This window comes from Bacillus sp. FSL R5-0585, assembly GCF_038004545.1.
GTDB lineage: Bacteria > Bacillota > Bacilli > Bacillales > Bacillaceae_G > Bacillus_A > Bacillus_A cereus.
In genome coordinates this window covers 2409246-2428779 of sequence record NZ_JBBORJ010000001.1, presented here as the reverse complement: position 1 = coordinate 2428779, position 19534 = coordinate 2409246, and the positions used below count along the sequence as shown (strand labels likewise).

The following is a 19534-nucleotide window of genomic DNA, read 5'->3' as shown; positions in this document are numbered from 1 at the left end:
AGTTGTTCATATCAACTTTTAATACTCCAAATAGAGCTAGCAAAATGCTAGCTCTATTATTTTTTGCCACATTCCTGTAACAAAGCACCTGTATATTCATTGGTGGAGGTGCAGAGGATGAAAAAAATGATAGCGATATGTCTTCTTACAACTATGTCGTTTTCGACTTTAGTCGGTTGTGACGTAAAAGGTAGTAATGCTGTACAAGAGTCTAAAATAAAGAAATCGACGTATAAAGATTTTACTTATGATGTAAATCCAGAAACATTCACATTAACTGTAGAACATGAGGGGGTAAAGGAACAGGCATCACAACCCCTACCGAAAATGAAGGTATCGAATGTAAAAAAAGAAAAGGATCGTACATCGTGGGAATATCCAGATCAAAAAGTAAAAATAAAATTAGAAAAGAAAAAAGACCACTTAAACATTGAAGTGGAATCGACTGGTGCAGAAAGCTTTACATGGCCGAAAGTAGAAGCTGAAAATTATACACTTCCGTTATGGGAGGGTAAGCAAATTCCGAGCAATGATGAGAATTGGAAGAAGTTTTTAAAGGATGATGCATATTCATTTGCTGAATCATTTTCTATGAAGTTTTTCGCATTAAATGGTTCGAAATATTCAATTGTATATATTGCAAACAATATGTTTAATAATGAATTGAAGTTTCATTCGGATCCGAAAATAGGATTTGATTTTACACATGAATTTCCGAGCATAAATAAAAATAAAACATATGGATTTCAATTATATGTGACAAATAATGATGCGGTAAGCATTGCTAAACTGTATAAGGATGATATTGTTCGAAAAGGTGAATTTAAAACATTACAAGAAAAGGCTAGAAAAAATAAAGAAATCGAAAAGTTATATGGAGCGGCGCATTTTTATTTTTGGAATCAAAATGGTTTATCAGAAAATAATATAAATTGGCCAAAACTAAGGGAGCAAATAAATAGCCCGCTGTTTAGTCATATAAAAGAACTTATTCAAAAGAATAGTTCAGAGCCTGGGGAACTGAATGTATTAGATCAAGTAAGTAAACAAGATTTCATTGATAAGTATCAAAAAAATGTTATTTTACGTTATATAAACGAAGTATTATCCATGAAGGAATTTTATAAAGAGGATATTTTTCAAAACGTTGATCAGGAAGCTAGTGTGCTATTAAAGAAAGGTGTAGGTCACTTAACGAACACAGAATTGTATAGCTTAAATAAGCATTTATTAAAGTCGCTACTTGGTGATGCGGTTGAAGAGGTAAGTAAATGGGGTAATGCAGATGGAACGGACATACTAAAGGAAATGAAAGAGGTAGGAATAGAAAAAGCGTGGATTGGTCTGCCGAACTGGGAACAAGGATTTATGCAACCTAATTTCGTGACAAAAGCGAAGGAAATGGGGTATTTAGTTGGTCCGTATGATTCATATCATTCCATTCACGAAAAAAGTGATAAAAATTGGAACACAGCATCCTTTAATGACCCATCATTATATGAAGAGGCTACTGTAACGAAGAAAAACGGAGAAAAGGTGCAAGGCTTTTTAGGCAGAGGTCGCAAGTTAAACCCGACTTTATCGCTGCCTAGTGTAAAGGAACGCATGAATGATATATTACAAAATGGTCCTAAATATAATTCATGGTTTATTGATTGTGATGCGACAGGTGAAATTTACGATGACTATTCAGCGAAACATATAACGACACAAGAGCAAGATTTAAAAGCACGTTTAAAACGAATGGACTACATTGCGCAAGAAAAGGGTATGGTCGTTGGTTCTGAAGGTGGAAATGATTTTGCTAGTAGTACGATTGCATTTGCACACGGGATTGAAACACCTGTTATTAAATGGGACGATGAAGATATGCGGAAAAATAAAACAAGTCCGTATTATGTCGGTGGATATTGGTCACCAAATCAAAATGTGCCTGAAAAATATGCAAAACAAGTACCATTGAAAGAAGAATATAAACAAGTATATTTAAACCCAGTATATTCGGTACCATTATATAAATTAGTATACAATGATTCCGTTATTACAACGCATCATTGGGAATGGGGAAGTTTAAAGGTAAAAGATGAAGTTGGAAATCGAATGCTGTCTGAATTATTGTATAATGTTCCTCCGTTGTACCATTTAGATGAAGTAGAGTGGGATAAGCATAAAAAAGAAATTACAGAGCATCTAAAAGTTTGGAATGAAGTTCATGAAAAAGCAGTAAAAGAAGAGATGACGAATTTTGCGTATTTGTCAGAAGATAAGCTAGTACAATCTGTTTCTTATGGAAAAGATATTAAAATCATTGTGAACTTCTCAAATGAAGACATGGAAATAGAAAAAACGAAAATAAAAGCAAAGTCGGCTTACATTGATAATCAGGGGAAGAAAAGTGTGTATACACCGTTTGAGAAATAATAAAGTTAAATATACTGTATTCATAGAGATTTTATAATTAGCTGGATTCTTTATTCATATCGTTTGTTAGGAAAAAGACATTCTAATTTAAAATGAAAGAGTTAATAAATTTGTAAATCCGCATGTTGCGAAGTGCTAAATTTTTGAAATTGGTAAATAGTGACTTGCCAAAAATAAGTACGAGAGTATAATGTGAAATGGAATACGTATTGGGTTTAAGTAGTAACCTTACAAAATTGTAAGGTTAGTGAAAGGAAATTCAATATGAAGATAAATAGACTTACATTATACTTGGTAAAGAGAAAGAGAGGCGAATGGGTATGAGCTCTGAATTAGAACAAAATACGAGAAGTAATAAAAAGCGTTCTAAAAGAAAGTCAATAAAATGGTTCATATTAATTCCATTTTTCCTACTTATTTTTGGAGGAGTAGGATATGGTTCGTTTATATATAATAAAGCAAAAGCTGTTGTAAATGATGCGTATGCAAAAATTGATAAGTCATCAAAGCGTGATAAAGAAGTCGAACCTTTAAAGGATAATATTTCAATATTAATCATGGGTGTAGATGGAAGTGAAATGAGAAAAAGCCAATATGGCGAAGCAGTTCGAACAGATGCACTTTTATTAGCAACAATTAATAAAGATGATAAGTCTGTTAAGCTAGTAAGTATTCCACGTGATTCACGTGTTTACATTCCAACTAGAAAAAAATTAGATAAAATTACTCATGCTCACGTATTTGGTGGCGTAGAAAGCACACGCGATACGGTGGAAAGATTTTTGAATGTACCTGTTGATTATTATGTGAAGTTTAACTTTGAATCATTCGTACAAATTGTCGATTCAATTGGTGGTATTGATATTGATGTACCAGTTACTTTCACTGAACAAGATAGTAAAGACCAAGCTGGTATGATCCATTTAGAAAAAGGTTACCAACATTTAAATGGAGAACAAGCTCTTGCACTTGCAAGAACGCGTAAAATTGATAGTGACGCAATGCGTGGACAGAGACAGCAACTTGTAATAGAAGCAATTGCTAAAAAAGCGATGTCTGTTCAATCAATTAGCAAAATGGGCTCTTTACTGGATGCGGTTGATAAAAATATGAAAACGAACTTAACATTTGACGATATGCTGGCCATTACAAAAAATATGGCAGGATCTAATTTGGAAATGGAAAAAATGCAAATAGAAGGTACAGATAAACGTATCGGTGGTATTTATTATTACATTCCAAATGAAAAAAATGTAAAAGATATTTCAAAAAAATTAAATGATCATTTAGGTGTAACGCCAAAATCAGTCCGAAACGAATAATAAAAAAAGATTGGCTTTTGCCAATCTTTTTTTTTGGAATGTATTTGTAACTTTTCTGTAACGATTTTTTAGTTTAGAAAAATTATACTCATATGTATGAGTATAATGGATAGGTAAAAAAGTAAAAGGACATATTCAAAATTTGTGGTAAGGAAAGATATCATATGCAGAAATGGTTAAGCATGATGGGAATTATCTTTATATTGACTGGATGTAAAATGTCTGAAGCTCCAACAAGTCTAATGGAAGCTCCTACAAATGAAAAATGGATTAATGAATTAAAGGAACAAATTGATAAAGATTTACCTGTTAATTATCGCTTACTTACTCCAATGTCTAACAAAGATAAACAGATGATTTGGTCAATGAATTTTAAACAAGATAATAAGAAAGAAGCCATCTTATTTTATAAATTGCCGAATGAAGATCATAGCGTATATTTAGCCGTATATGAAGAAATCGGAAATGGCTGGAGAATAAAGTCCACACATAAATTTGATGGTGGAGATGTAGATATCGTTGAAGTCGGTGATTTTACAGGGAACGGGAAGAGAGAGTTGTTAATCGGAATCTCTGTAAATCGTGAATCGTTAGAACATGTTATGTATGTTTTTTCGGAAGAAAATGAAGAGATGAAGGAAATATATAATCGAAGTTATACGAAGTTATTCATAGAGGATCTAAATGAAAATGGACTGAAAGATATAAGCCTTGTTACATTTGAAAAAGATGAGAAGCTGACAGTTGAGTTCATGGAACAATTTAAGACTTTATCTGAAGTGTCATACGATCCATTTATAAATAGTATTCAAAGAATACAAATGGGGCGTATATCTAAATCACTAAAGGCGGTAGTAATTGATGCAGGAGTTGGCGCTCATTCAGGTATAACTTATGTAGCAAAATTTGATCAGGATCATTATGAAGTATTACCTATAGGTGGGAAAGAAGATTTATTTAATGAATATGTTGTAGAAAGTAAAGATGTTAATGAAGACGGCATTATTGAATTTGTTCGTACTGTACGTCCAAAAGGTTGGGAGGATAAATCACATGGTGATAGTCCGCTTTTTGAACGTTACATACAGTGGAGTGAATCTGGAATTAAACCAATTGAAGAACGATATATAGATATAGAAAAAGGGTATTATATGAAAATTCCTAAAGAGTTAATAGGGAAAATTACAATACCAGATCAGCAAAAAGAATCAAATTCTCAAAAGTTTTTGGATACAAGAACAAATAAAATATGGCTTGAAGTTCATATTTTTAAGCGGAAAGAATGGTTCAATATAAAAGGCTACAGCGCAGCAATTAAAACGGCTTCTCACGTATATGCAGTACCGAAGCAATCGGAATTTGAAAAAGTGAAAGCATATATAAAACCGCTAGCGGATTATCAACAAGAGTAGGAGGTGGGAATTATGTCAAAAATTTTAGTTTTAGAAGATGAATTAACGATCCGTAGCTTTATTGTTTTAAATTTAAAACGTGCTGGATTTTATGTAATAGAAGCTACTACTGGAGAAGAAGCATTACAGATTTTGAGTGAGCAAACTGTTGATATAGCACTGCTGGATGTAATGTTACCGGGGATTGATGGTTTAGAAGTTTGTAAGGCTATCAGGAAAGAAAATAAAAAAATGGGTATTATTATGTTAACCGCACGTGTACAAGATGAAGATAAGGTGCAAGGACTAGGAATAGGTGCAGATGATTATATTGCAAAACCGTTTAGTCCAGTAGTATTAACTGCACGTATACAGTCTTTATTAAGAAGAATAGAAGTACATGAAGAAAAAACGAATATTGTTACGTCAGGTCCATTTTCGTTAAATATTATAGAAGAAAGATTGTATAAAGATGGACAATTAGTCGATTTAACACCTACAGAGTATATGATATTACAGTATTTAATGAATCAGGCTTCAAAGCCAGTTTCGCGTGATGAAATTTTAAATATGATTTGGGGAACCAATTACGTAGGTGAGACGAAAGTAGTAGATGTAAATATGAGACGGTTACGTCAAAAGATAGAATGTAATCCATCAGAACCTGAATTTATTCTTACGGTGTGGGGAAAAGGATATGTGTGGAAGGAAAGTATGAGATGAAACGGAAAGTGACTTTATATTTTATGACGGTCATTACACTTATGCTTGTATTATTTGAAGTTGTATTTTCAGTCTCAATTTATCGATACTATTATAATGGTATTGTGCAATATATAGAGTCTCATGCGAAAACGAGTACACGTTTTTTTTCAGAATACAATTCACTATACTTTATTCGATTACAAGAATATAGTGGTGACATAATTAGTAGCTTTCAATTAGAAGGAACAGAATTACAGTTAATTGATCGTCACGGCTCGGTTATACAATCTTCAAGTGGTGAAAAGGTAGAAGGTAAAGTGAATATTCCACAATCATTATTAGAAGGTGAAATGTATAATCAAGTTACTACGAAAGGTAATAAAAAACAACTAGAGGTGCTAAGCCCACTTATACATCAAGGACAAACTATTGGTGTTTTAAAATATACGACTGTTTTAACAAATGTAAATAAAAAGATTATTGAAATTATTACGTTTACTATTTCTGTAGGTATTGTTATTTCGGGAGTCGCCTTCTTAATTAGTAGACGTTTGGCAAATTCATTTGTTGAGCCAATTGAATCCATTATTCAAGCCTCTTCACAAATTGCAGAAGGCACATTAAAGCAAAAAATTAAAGAAGATTATCCTGGAGAATTAGGTGAATTGGCACATAGTTTAAATTATATGGCCTATAAAATAGATAAGGCTGAGCAGATGAAAAATGAATTCATTGCTTCTATTTCGCACGAAATACGAACGCCTTTAACAGGAATTAAAGGTTGGAGTGAGACGTTAAAAACAGTAGATCATTTAACAGAAGAAGAAATAAAGCAAGGTATGGGCATTATTTCAGGTGAGACAGATAGATTGATTCATTTAGTAGAAGAATTGCTAGATTTTTCAAGATTACAATCAAATCATTTTAATTTATATAAACAAAAGGTGCAGTTGTACGATATACTAGAGGAGACGATTTGGCAATTAACTCCTAAATCGGAAGAGAAGGAAATTCAATTTATTACTACTATAGACCGAATTGAATTGATGGGAGATCGAAATAGGTTAAAGCAAGTTTTCTTGAATATTGTTCAAAATGCAATTAAGTATTCACATAAAAAAAGTACAATACACATTGAAGCGACTAAAATAGAAGGACAAGCAGTGATTAAGGTAAGAGACGAAGGGATTGGAATTGCTAAAGAACATTTACCATATATTGAGCAATCATTTTACCAAATTAATAATCATGCTGCAGGTGCAGGTATTGGTTTAGCTATCGTTAAAAAAATGGTAGAGCTTCATGGCGGTGTGCTTAGTGTTACAAGCAAAGAAGGAATAGGAACAACAATTTTGATAAAACTCCCATTATAATACAAATAAAATCTATTTATATGGTGAAATAAAAATAAATAGATGTATAATTATATTGGGCGATTTATATATAAGATTAATAGGGAGAGGAATTCGATAGAATGGAAAAAGCTTTAAAAATTAAACAAATAGTAGTCGTTTTAATAGCGATTGCCGCAGTAGCTATTGGGTATTACATGTTTCAATCAATTACTTCACCAGCAAAAGCTGTTGCGAAACAAGAAAATGTAGTGCAGCTTGCAAGTGAACAGCCGAAAGTTGAAATGAATAAAACGGCACCAAGTCGTTTTAATGGAAAAGAAAGAAAAGTTGCTTATCTTACATTTGACGATGGGCCAGGGAAATATACGGCTGAATTATTAAATACGCTAAAACAACATGATGCGAAGGCGACGTTCTTTTTAATTGGAGCGAATGTAAAAGAATTTCCTGATTTAGTGAAACGTGAAAATGCTGAGGGTCATTATGTAGGCATGCATAGTATGACACATAATTTCGCAAAGTTATATAAAAATGGCGAGTATGTAAATGAGATGAAAGAAGATCAAGGTTTAATCGCTAATATTATTGGGAAATCACCTAAATTAACACGTCCTCCATATGGTTCGATGCCTGGATTGAATGAAGGTCTTCGAAATAAAGTGGTAGAAGGCGGATTTAAAGTATGGGATTGGACAATTGATTCATTAGATTGGAGATACAATAAAATGCCAGTTGATGCAGCTGCAGCACAAATTGCTCAAAACGTATTAACAAACGCAACAAAACCACAAGAAGTAATTTTAATGCATGATATTCACCCGCAATCAGTTGCTGCTGTGCCAGCAATTTTAAAGGGGCTAAAAGAAAAAGGTTATGAGTTTGAAGCTTATCATGAAGAGAGTCACTTCCCAGTGAACTTCTGGCATGATAACCGTATGTAATGGAGGAATGAACGTTGAAGTATGGAAAAGTAGCAGTAGTTGGAGCATTATCAGTAGGACTTTTAACAGGTTGTTTCGGTGAAAAGCCAGAAGAAAATCTATATACAGCTTTTGAAACAGCAGCAACACAAGAAAAATCTTTAGTGGATGAAGCAAAAAAATTAGAGCAGTTAGAGAAACAAGGGCAAGAATTATATGCTCAAATTTTGCAAGAAGGTAAAGATCATAATGAAGCAGTTGTGAAGAAAATAGAGCAAGCTACTGCAAATGTAGATGATCGTGAAAAAGTATTGAAAAGTGAGAAAGAAATGCTAGAAAAAGCACAGAAGGAAACGAAATCTGTTCAAAGTAATATAGAGAAGATTGAAGATAAGAAGTTACAAAAACAAGCAAAAGCAGTAGAAGAGTCGTATAAGAATCGTTATGATGCATTCCAAAAGATGAATGAAAATTACACGAAAGTGTTAGCAACTGAAAAAGAACTGTATGAAAAATTAAAAGTAAAAGAAACGAAATTAAAAGAAATCGGTGAAAAAGTTAAAACTGTTAATGAATTAAATGTGGAAGCACAAAAGTCGAAAGAGCAGTTTAACAAATTTACAAAAGAGTATAATGACAGTAAATTAGCATTCTACAAAGGTGCAGAAATTAAGATTAAAGATCAGAAATAAAGAAGAATCTAAAGTGTAATAAAAAGCCGGAGAAACATCGTTATAAATGTTTTTTCGGTTTTTTACGTTAAATGAATAGAAAAGACTGGAATTGATATCATAAAAGAGTTATAGTGAGTTATTCTAAGGGAAACATTGTAAAGTAAGGAGAATAGGAATATGTCATATGAATTTTTACTCAAATTAGGTTTAGCACTCTTTTTAGGATTATTCATCGGGATAGATAGGCAGCTAAAGAATAAACCACTTGGTGTGAAAACAAGTATGGTTATTTCTGTAGCAAGTTGTTTAATTACGATGGTTTCAATTGAATCTGTGCATGTATATTCTGTTCCAGGACATACAAATATGGATCCGATGCGACTGGCCGCTCAAATTGTTAGTGGAATTGGTTTTCTTGGCGCAGGTGTCATTTTACGAAGAAGTAATGACGTTATTTCTGGATTAACAACAGCTTCTATGGTGTGGGCTGCTTCAGCTTTAGGAATCGCAATTGGTGCGGGATTTTATTTACAAGCGACAGTTGCTATGGTTTTAATTATTTTAGCGATTAATGTACTTCCGCAACTTGTGAAAATTGCAGGACCGTATTCATTAAGACAAAAGGATTTATCTATAAAAATTACTGTTAAAGAGCATCATGAGTTAGATGGTATATTTAAGCAAATTAAAAATTTAGGCATGCATGTGAAACGCGTGAAAATTAAAGATATAGATAGTGGAGCATTTCAGCAACTGGAGATGGTTATTTTAGCTCCAGAAGATTTATATACAACAGAGTTATATAGTTCCCTGAAAGAGATTGATCGAGTAGTTTCAGTTGAAGTGGAAAGTAGATAATTGTGATAAAAAAGAGTGAATTCACTCTTTTTTATTTGGATTTTTAAGGAATGAAATTGATATAATGATGAGTAATAAAGGGGGAGAAATGATGGGAATACATATTAGAAGAGCAATAAAGGATGATATACAAGGTATAGCAAAGGTGCATGTTGATAGTTGGAAGACAGCGTATAAAGGGATATTTGCTGACGAAATTCTAGATAATATAGCATATGAGAAACGAGAAAAACAATGGGAAGATATTTTTCAAAAAGAAGGTAATCATCAATTTAGATTTGTAGCAGAGAATTTAAATGGAGAAATAGTTGGATTCATCGATGGGGGAGTAGAAAGAACTGGTACATATAATTGTGATGGAGAATTATATGCAATCTACCTTTTACAAGAGTATCAAGGAATGAAAATAGGACAAAAGTTATTTCAAGCTTTATTATCGGATTGTATAAACAGTGATATGCAATCACTTTTAGTTTGGGTCGTTACGAAAAATCCTTCTAAAAAGTTTTATGAAAAATTTAACCCTGAAAAAATTGATACGAAATTTTTAGAGAGAGTAAGGGTAGAAGAAACAGCGTATTGTTGGAGAGATTTAAATTTGTTACAAAAACAAACAGCTATATAGATTTATACATATAATACTATTATGTAAACATATCATAGGGAAAGGTATACCTCATTTGGTGTACCTTTTTATTAATCCATCAAAAAATGGATTAATAAAAAATAGTAGGTAATTAGTTTGAAAGCAAGAATTTTTCTAGTGTACTTTTAACTAGATTAAAGAAAAGAAAGAAAAAAAGAAAAATTTAATTTGATAAAAAAATTCTGAAATATACTCTTGAATTGAATATTATTATCAATTAGAATCATAATTGATAACGACATTCAATTATCGTTTATTATATAAAATTTCGATAGCTTTAATATAAAGAGGAGGACCAACATGCAGCATGCGAAACAAATCGCAGAACATGCAACATTACAAAGCTTTTTAAACTGTTATTTAAGAGAAACAGGGAGTGGAGAATGGATTACAGAGGATGAAAGAATGAAAAGTATCTTCAGTAATACGTTGAATAGAGATACAGTCCCCACATATTTATGTTGTCGGCTATCGGCACAGAACGTTACTTTGTATGGAGAAGTTATATATAAATCATCAACAGATCGCCATTTGTTTGGAGAACAATTTTATTATCAAATTGGAGATAGTAATTCCGTTATTACAGCAGATTACGTTACAGTTATTACGTTTTTAATAAAAGAGATGTCGATCAACTACGGAGAAGGAACGAATCCTGCGGAACTTATGCTTCGAGTTATCCGTAGTTGTCAAAATATTGAGGAATTTACAAAAAAGAGAATAGAAGATACATCCGCATTATACGGTTTTCATACAACTTTTATAGAAGCGGAGCAGTCTTTATTATTTGGGCATTTAACTCATCCTACACCAAAGAGTAGACAGGGGATATTGGATTGGAAAAGTGCAATGTATTCTCCAGAATTAAAAGGAGAATGTCAGCTTCATTATTTTCGGGCACATAAAAGTATAGTAAATGAAAAATCATTATTATCAGATTCTACAACAATGATTATAAAAGAAGAATTAAGTAATGATGAGATGGTTAGTAAGGAATTTATAGCGAAGTACTGTAAGGAAGATCAATATGCATTAATTCCAATTCATCCGCTTCAGGCAGAATGGCTCTTGCATCAAGCTTACGTACAAGATTGGATAGTTCAAGAATTGCTTGAGTATATTGGTCCTGTAGGTAAGTATTATATGGCAACATCATCACTAAGGACGCTATATCATCCCAATTCGAAGTATATGCTTAAGTTTTCATTTCCGGTGAAAGTAACGAATTCAATGCGTATTAATAAACTGAAAGAACTTGAGAGTGGTCTTGAAGGGAAGGAAATGTTAAATACGGCTATTGGTGAAGTACGAGAAAGATTTCCAGGATTTGATTTTATTTGTGATCCAGCCTTTATTACATTAAATTATGGAACACAAGAATCTGGATTTGAAGTGATTATTCGTGAGAATCCTTTTTATAGTGAACATGCAAACGACGCAACATTAATTGCTGGGCTAGTTCAAGACGCTATACCTGGGGAGCGTACGCGGTTATCGAATATTATTCATCGCCTAGCAGATTTAGAAAGTAAAAGCTGTGAAGAAGTAAGCTTAGAGTGGTTTAGACGATATATGAATATTTCTTTAAAGCCAATGGTATGGATGTATTTACAGTATGGTGTTGCATTAGAAGCTCATCAGCAAAATAGCGTTGTTCAGCTAAAAGATGGTTATCCGGTCAAATATTATTTCCGTGATAATCAAGGATTTTATTTCTGTAATTCAATGAAAGAGATGCTTAATAATGAATTAGCTGGTATTGGAGAACGTACTGGAAATTTATATGACGACTATATTGTGGATGAGAGATTTCGTTACTACTTAATTTTCAATCATATGTTTGGCCTCATTAATGGTTTTGGCACAGCAGGATTAATTAAGGAGGAAATTCTTCTCTCGGAATTAAGGTCTGTACTTGAATCATTCCTTCCATATAACCGGGAACCTTCTACATTTTTAAGAGAATTATTGGACGAAGATAAGTTAGCATGTAAAGCAAATTTACTAACGAGATTTTTCGATGTCGATGAGTTAAGTAATCCATTGGAGCAAGCTATTTATGTGCAAGTACATAATCCACTCGTTAGAGAAGTGGCTGTTCGTTCATAAATAACGTTAAAATTTCACGTAATACAAATAATGGTATTTTGTCATAAGGTGGAGGGTTTTATGAGAGTGGACATGTATCATACGAAAGTATTGAAGGCGCTCGAATCAGAAGATTACATTTCAGTACGAAGAAGAGTGCTACGTCAATTAGTAGAATCGTTAATTTATGAGGGGATTATTACACCGGTTCGCATAGAAAAAGAAGAACAACTTCTTTTTCTAATACAAGGACTTGATGAAGAAGACAAAAGTGTCACGTACAAATGCTATGGCAGGGAACGGATGACATTTGGACGTATTTCGTTAGACTCATTAATAGTAAGAGTTCAAGATGAACAGCAAGAAATACAGTCTGTCTCACAATTTCTAGAAGAAGTTTTTCGGGTTACTAGTGTAGAACAAGCTAAATTAGATTCTTTTATGCACGAATTAGAACAAACAATATTTAAAGACACGATTGCACAATATGAAAGAAATAATAAGAGAGAATATACTCAAAAATCTTACGATGAGTTTGAAAGCCAATTAATAGATGGCCATCCATATCATCCTAGTTATAAAGCACGTGTTGGATTTCAATATCGTGACAATTTTCAATATGGTTATGAATTTATGCAGCCAATAAAACTCATATGGATTGCAGCACATAAGAATTATGCGACTGTAGGTTATGAGAATGAAGTGATGTATAACAACCTTTTAAAAGAGGAGATTGGCGATCGTAAATTAGAAGAGTTTATGGAACGAATTCGTAATAAGGGATGTAATCCAAAACAGTACGTGTTTATACCTGTTCACCCATGGCAGTGGGAGAATTTCATCATTTCAAATTATGCGGATCATATACAGGGTAAATTTATTATTTATTTAGGAACATCAGAGGACGATTATTGCGCGCAACAGTCAATGAGAACGTTAAGAAATATTACGAGTCCAAAGAAACCGTACGTTAAATTATCGATGAATTTACTCAACACTTCAACACTTCGTACGCTGAAACCATACTCTGTTGTGAGTGCACCAGTAATATCAAATTGGTTAAATGATGTTGTAAGTAATGACGCCTATTTAATGGATGAAGCACGTTTAATCTTGTTAAGTGAGTTTTCAAGTGTAACGTATGACATGAATAAGAAAGCTATATATGGTTCATTAGGATGTATTTGGCGCGAAAGCGTTCATAAGTATTTAGATGTACAAGAGGATGCAATTCCTTTTAATGGTTTATACGCTAAAGAGAAAGATGGTACACCAATTATTGATGCGTGGTTGAATAAATATGGAATGAAGGATTGGCTACAATTACTTATTCAAAAAGCGATAATACCAGTTATACATCTTGTTGTAGAGCATGGCATCGCACTGGAATCACATGGACAAAATATGATTCTAGTCCATAAAGAAGGGGTGCCTGTTCGTATTGCGTTAAAGGATTTTCATGAAGGGCTTGAGTTTTATCGTCCATATTTGAAAGAAGTTGACAAATGTCCCGACTTTACTAAAATGCATAAAACATATGCGAATGGAAAAATGAATGATTTCTTTGAAATGGATGGCATTGAATGTTTGCAAGAGATGGTGTTAGATGCACTATTCCTGTTTAATTTAGGAGAATTAGCATTCGTACTTGCGGATGAATATGGATTGAAAGAAGAACATTTTTGGATGATGGTTGTTGAAGAAATTGAAGATCATTTAAGAATATATCCACATTTGAAAGGTAGATTTGAAAATATTCAATTATATGCACCTACATTCTATGCTGAACAATTAACGAAACGTCGATTATATATGGATGTGGAATCGCTTGTTCATGAAGTTCCAAATCCATTGTATAGAGTAAGAAAACTTATGAAACAAAAATCAATTGTTACAGGGGGAAATTATGCTAATCGTTAATAAACAAGAGTATAGCAAAAGTGATTTTAATTTGAGATTACAAGTTTATGAGGAAATGGAACAATTTCAAGAAGCAGAAGGAAATAGATTTGCACTTTGTCTGAAAGATCCATTCGATATTATTACGCTTGTGTTTTTCTTAAAAGAAAAGAAATCATCAGTATTACTTATACATGAAGATACGCCAAAAGAAACGGCTATTGAAATGGCAAAGCGTGCAAATTGTGTAGGAGTTTTATATGGAGAATATGGCGATTTTACAAAATTAGAAGTAGGGAACTTTTTACTAGAAGAGCCTTCTTTATTGCAATATAGTTCGGGAACTACGGGAGAACCGAAACTGATTCGTAGAGCATGGACGGAAGTTGATACAGAAATTACTGTCTATAATGAAGCTTTAAACTGTGAAGTAGATGAAGTGCCAATCGTTATGGCTCCTGTTTCACATTCATACGGACTAATATGTGGTACGTTATCAGCAATTACGAGGGGGAGCAAACCTGTAATCATTACGAACAAAAATCCTAAATTCGCATTAAATATAGTTCGCAATACAGAAAAACATATCATATATGCAGTACCACTTATGTTACACATTATGGGGAGTTTTCCATTAGGAACGTTCCAGTTTCATAAAATTATGACATCAGGATCGCCTTTGCCAGAAGCGCTATTTTATAAACTAAAAGAAATGACAACATATATGATGCAGCAATACGGTTGTTCTGAAGCAGGTTGTATTAGTATATGTCATGATATGAAGAGCCATTTAGATTTAGGAAACCCTCTACCTCATGCAAGTATTAGCATAGGTTCAGATGAAAATGCACCGGAAGAAATCGTCGTGAAAATGAATGATAAGGAAATCTTCACGAAAGATTTAGGGTATAAATCTGAGTGTGGCATTCATTTTATGGGGCGTATGGACGATGTAATTAATGTTTCGGGATTAAAAGTCTTTCCTATAGAGGTAGAAGAAACGATGCTTCGATTGGAAGGTGTGCAAGAGGCAATTGTATATCGAGGGAAACATCCTGTGATGGGCGAAATAGTTAAAGCGAAAGTGATCTCTCATGTTGATCCAGTGAAAATAAGAGAATGGTGTATTCAGCACTTACCTTCTTATAAAGTTCCGTATGAAATTGAAAGTGTAAATGAAATTCCTAAAAATAAAACCGGAAAAGTAAGTAGAAGGTTATTAGAGATGGGAGAGGTTACAACATGAGACGGGAAGCGTTAAAGAATGCGGTGTTAAAAATTATGATAGAAAAAATGGAACTGAAAAATGTAACGCATTTAGAAGAAACGATGCGCTTAAATCAAGATTTATATATAGATTCGGTAATGATATTACAGCTTATTGTATACATAGAAATGGATGTAAAGCTATGCGTTCCAGAGGATGAGGTAGATCCAAAGGCATTTCTTACTGTAGGATCTTTGCTTGATTTTATGGAGGAGTTAGAGCCGTTACAGGAAGTAAATGTGAATAACTAACCTTTAGGAAAGTGGATGAGAGTATGACTTCAATTAAAGTGCACTGTTTAGTGAGTTGTTTTTGTGAAATTATAAAAAGGCGTAGCGACATTGATTTTCGTCCATTTTATTTTGGACTATGGGATGGAGATTTTGATATAACAGAAGGCGGAATTATTTCATATCACTCTGAAAACATTAACCATGATCATTATTTACTTTGGTTTGAAAAATTGTACGGTATTAAAGTAAACGAATGGTATGATCATGCAAAAGATAAAGATAGCAATGTAGAAACGTTTTTAGAATTAGTAGAAAACAAGCCAGAAAATCGTTATGTCATTGTAATGGTTGATATGTCTCTATTACCAGAGAGGGAAAATAAATTTCATCAAAAACCGTTTCCACATTATTTAATGATATCAAAAACAGAGAAAGAAGAAGAGTGGTTCATGCTAGATCCTGATTTTCGTTGGGAAGGAAATATGGAAAGAGAAAAAGTACTTCACTCTATTCAAGATAACCCATTTGGTGGAGGTTATTTCATTGATATAGAAGGAATTGGGGAGCCAACGCAAGAAACAGTAGCTAGTTATTTCACAGAAACATTCAAAAAGAACGACAATGAACTGACTATGGAACTGAAAAATTTAATTGTAAAAATGGCAAATGAGGAAGAAGGATATGCGCTTTCTGGACTTGTAGCAGCAGTAAAACAAATACCAGTACTTGCAATTCGTAAATATAGCTATGAGCATGCCTTTGCATACTTCCGTGAAACGTTGCAATATTCGGAGCAAGAATTTGATTATTGGTGTGATCGGGTAGAGGATATTGTACAAGGATTTACAAATGTACAGTATCGTGCAATTAAAATGGCAATGACGAATAATAAAGGTATGCTAGTATCGATTATTGAAAAACTGGATGAAATGAATGCAATTGAACTGCAAATTAAGAAGGAATTAGAGAGACAGTTTCTATCATGGAAAGGTATGAAAACAAATCAGTCTGTCGCAACTTTTTAATAAGCTAACTGAATTTAAGATAGGGGAGTTTAATGCTATGAAATATTCGCTATGTACCATTTCATTTCGTCATCAATTAATTTCATTTACTGATATTGTTCAATTTGCATATGAAAACGGTTTTGAAGGAATTGAATTGTGGGGGACTCATGCACAAAATTTGTATATACAAGAACGCGAAACGACAGAACGAGAATTGACTTTTCTAAAGGATAAAAACTTAGAAATTACGATGATAAGTGATTACTTAGATATATCATTATCAGCAGATTTTGAAAAAACGATAGAGAAAAGTGAACAACTTGTAGTACTAGCTAATTGGTTTAATACGAATAAAATTCGCACGTTTGCTGGGCAAAAAGGGAGCAAGGACTTCTCGGAACAAGAGAGAAAAGAGTATGTGAAGCGAATACGTAAGATTTGTGATGTGTTTGCTCAGCACAATATGTATGTGCTGTTAGAAACACATCCCAATACACTAACGGACACATTGCCTTCTACTATAGAACTATTAGAAGAAGTAAATCATCCGAATTTAAAAATAAATCTTGATTTTCTTCATATATGGGAGTCTGGCGCAGATCCAATAGACAGTTTCCATCGATTAAAGCCGTGGACACTACATTACCATTTTAAGAATATATCTTCAGCGGATTATTTGCATGTGTTTGAACCTAACAATGTATATGCTGCAGCAGGAAGTCGTATTGGTATGGTTCCGTTATTTGAAGGTATTGTAAATTATGATGAGATTATTCAGGAAGTGAGAGGTACGGATCTTTTTGCTTCCTTAGAATGGTTTGGACATAATTCAAAAGAGATATTAAAAGAAGAAATGAAAGTATTAATAAATAGAAAATTAGAAGTAGTAACTTCGTAATGTGAAATGATGTGAGAGTCTCGTTTTAGAGGCTCTTTTTTTATGGTAAAAAATAACCAAAAATTTCCATGTATTTTAATTTGAATTTAACACAATTTATATATAAATAAGGAGGTGATTGGTAATGGCTAGAAATCGTAATTCTAATCAATTAGCATCACATGGAGCACAAGCAGCTTTAGATCAAATGAAATATGAAATTGCACAAGAGTTTGGTGTACAACTTGGCGCTGATACTTCTTCACGTGCAAACGGTTCTGTAGGCGGTGAAATTACAAAACGCCTTGTAGCGATGGCAGAACAACAACTTGGTGGCGGATATACTCGCTAATTGTAGAAGGTTATAGGAGAAAGGAAGGATTCTTCCTTTCTTTTTTTTTCAATTAATTGGTATGGATATATTGTGAACTGGATTCAAAGAATAGGAATAATACTATAATTTCCCCAATTTCTTTTGTTGTGAATGGGAAGTAGTAAAGATGTAATAGCCCTGGTGGAATGAAAAGTTACGTTCCAGCGGGGCTATTATATGGTAAGAAATATATGATGAAAGGTTTCGAAGCCAACATGTTAAAAAAAGAAAACTGTTGTTTAATTGCGCTTGCATCAGTTCCACTTGTTATGACATTAGGGAATTCAATGCTCATCCCAATTCTGCCGACTATTGAAAAGAAATTACATATTTCATCGTTTCAAGTATCCATGATTATTACAATTTACTCTATCGTAGCTATTCTACTTATACCGATTGCTGGTTATTTATCAGATAGATGGGGACGAAAGATGGTAATGGTTCCGAGTTTGCTGATTGCAGCTATAGGAGGAGCGATAACTGGTTGGGTATCTTGGAAAGTTGATAATCCCTACAATTGGATATTGATTGGTAGAGCGATTCAAGGTATTGGTGCTGCTGGTGCAATGCCAGTTGTTATACCGTGTGTTGGTGATTTATACAAAGACGAAAAACAAGTTAGTACAGGTTTAGGAATCATAGAAACATCCAATACATTTGGGAAAGTACTGAGCCCTATTTTAGGGTCTGCTCTTGCTGCCGTTGTATGGTTCTTACCATTTTGGGCGATTCCAATTTTATGCGTAGTATCAATTGTTTTATTACTTGTTCTAGTAAAGGCAAAGAAACAAGAAGGAGAAGTCCCACCACTTAAAGAGTTTATAAAATCTATTCTGTCTACGTTTCGAGAAAAAGGAAGATGGTTAATTGCCATTTTTGCATTAGGTGCAATTATTATGCTTATTTTATTCGGAATTCTCTTTTATTTGTCGACTATACTGGAATCAAAGTATGACATTCATGGTATATGGAAAGGGTGTGTGCTTGCTATCCCGTTACTTGTACTGTCACTTAGTTCATATATGGCCGGTAAAAAAATTGGAGATAATCAAAATGTTATGAAGAAGTGTATCTATATTGGTTTTTTAATGGCAGCTGCATCAGTCATCATTCCTTTATTTATAAAAGGGATTTATTTACTACTTCTTTGTCTCGTTATTATGGGGATAGGGATTGGTATGGCACTCCCATGTTTAGATGCCCTCATTACACAAGGAATTGAAAAGGAGCAAAGGGGAACAGTTACGTCATTTTACAGTTCAATGCGATTTATCGGTGTAGCAGCTGGACCACCTTTATATTCTTTTTTCATGAAAGGGGCGGACCATGAAGTGTTTTATTTGACAAGTATTTTCGCTGCCATTGGTGCTGTCATAGCAATCATTTGGATTAAACCAGCAAAGGATGCAAAGGCGGTAAAACAGAAACCGGAACCTACTTCATAATTTGTAAGAGAATTGCATGATGTTTTGAGTAACATGCAATTCTCTTTCGTTCA

General features: G+C 33.3%; 17 protein-coding genes. All 17 read left to right on the top strand.

Annotation, left to right across the window (positions count from 1 at the left end; genetic code table 11):
* The first annotated feature begins 117 nt into the window (after positions 1-117).
* The 17 genes from MKY38_RS12430 (at position 118) to MKY38_RS12350 (ending at position 19481) form a co-directional block, all read left to right on the top strand.
* Entirely contained in the window at positions 118-2421 is a 2304-nt protein-coding gene (locus MKY38_RS12430; protein WP_341049114.1) for a glycoside hydrolase, read from the top strand.
* 320 nt (positions 2422-2741) lie between these two features.
* The gene (locus MKY38_RS12425; RefSeq protein ID WP_001987131.1) at positions 2742-3743 is read left to right on the top strand and encodes an LCP family protein; all 1002 of its coding nucleotides are present in this window, start codon (positions 2742-2744) and stop codon (positions 3741-3743) included.
* A 164-nt stretch (positions 3744-3907) separates the two neighbouring features.
* Positions 3908-5155, top strand: a complete 1248-nt coding sequence (locus MKY38_RS12420; RefSeq protein WP_001174866.1) for a hypothetical protein — start codon at positions 3908-3910, stop codon at positions 5153-5155.
* A gap of 12 nt (positions 5156-5167) precedes the next feature.
* Positions 5168-5857, top strand: a complete 690-nt coding sequence (locus MKY38_RS12415; protein ID WP_000036071.1) for a response regulator transcription factor — start codon at positions 5168-5170, stop codon at positions 5855-5857.
* Positions 5854-7212, top strand: a complete 1359-nt coding sequence (locus MKY38_RS12410; RefSeq protein WP_000824532.1) for a sensor histidine kinase — start codon at positions 5854-5856, stop codon at positions 7210-7212. The genes MKY38_RS12415 and MKY38_RS12410 overlap by 4 nt, the downstream gene beginning before the upstream one ends.
* Before the next feature lie 101 nt (positions 7213-7313).
* A complete protein-coding gene (locus MKY38_RS12405; protein ID WP_000409484.1) occupies positions 7314-8135 on the top strand; it encodes a peptidoglycan-N-acetylglucosamine deacetylase in 822 nt (273 codons plus the stop codon).
* 14 nt (positions 8136-8149) lie between these two features.
* A complete protein-coding gene (locus tag MKY38_RS12400) occupies positions 8150-8806 on the top strand; it encodes a YkyA family protein (protein WP_000873566.1) in 657 nt (218 codons plus the stop codon).
* Positions 8807-8965: 159 nt separating this feature from the next.
* A complete protein-coding gene (locus MKY38_RS12395; protein ID WP_000119510.1) occupies positions 8966-9646 on the top strand; it encodes an MgtC/SapB family protein in 681 nt (226 codons plus the stop codon).
* Positions 9647-9734: 88 nt separating this feature from the next.
* Positions 9735-10271: a GNAT family N-acetyltransferase gene (locus MKY38_RS12390; protein ID WP_065223534.1), complete on the top strand. Its 537-nt coding sequence runs from the start codon at positions 9735-9737 to the stop codon at positions 10269-10271.
* Between the two features lie 321 nt (positions 10272-10592).
* Entirely contained in the window at positions 10593-12401 is a 1809-nt protein-coding gene (locus MKY38_RS12385; RefSeq protein ID WP_114555699.1) for an IucA/IucC family protein, read from the top strand.
* Positions 12402-12461: 60 nt separating this feature from the next.
* A complete protein-coding gene (locus tag MKY38_RS12380; protein WP_065223536.1) occupies positions 12462-14300 on the top strand; it encodes an IucA/IucC family protein in 1839 nt (612 codons plus the stop codon).
* Positions 14287-15525, top strand: a complete 1239-nt coding sequence (locus MKY38_RS12375) for an AMP-binding protein (protein ID WP_341049113.1) — start codon at positions 14287-14289, stop codon at positions 15523-15525. Before MKY38_RS12380 ends, MKY38_RS12375 begins: the two co-directional genes overlap by 14 nt.
* Positions 15522-15797 (top strand): petrobactin biosynthesis protein AsbD, encoded by a 276-nt coding sequence (gene asbD, locus MKY38_RS12370; protein ID WP_065223538.1) that lies wholly within the window; start codon positions 15522-15524, stop codon positions 15795-15797. Before MKY38_RS12375 ends, asbD begins: the two co-directional genes overlap by 4 nt.
* Positions 15798-15820: 23 nt before the next feature.
* Positions 15821-16804, top strand: a complete 984-nt coding sequence (locus MKY38_RS12365; RefSeq protein WP_000200704.1) for a DUF6005 family protein — start codon at positions 15821-15823, stop codon at positions 16802-16804.
* A gap of 37 nt (positions 16805-16841) precedes the next feature.
* The gene (locus MKY38_RS12360) at positions 16842-17684 is read left to right on the top strand and encodes a sugar phosphate isomerase/epimerase family protein (protein ID WP_000877672.1); all 843 of its coding nucleotides are present in this window, start codon (positions 16842-16844) and stop codon (positions 17682-17684) included.
* Positions 17685-17808: 124 nt separating this feature from the next.
* Positions 17809-18015 (top strand): alpha/beta-type small acid-soluble spore protein, encoded by a 207-nt coding sequence (locus tag MKY38_RS12355; RefSeq protein WP_000113545.1) that lies wholly within the window; start codon positions 17809-17811, stop codon positions 18013-18015.
* A gap of 236 nt (positions 18016-18251) precedes the next feature.
* Complete coding sequence (locus tag MKY38_RS12350; protein ID WP_033667350.1) at positions 18252-19481, top strand: MFS transporter; 1230 nt, start codon at positions 18252-18254, stop codon at positions 19479-19481.
* Positions 19482-19534 lie beyond the last annotated feature (53 nt).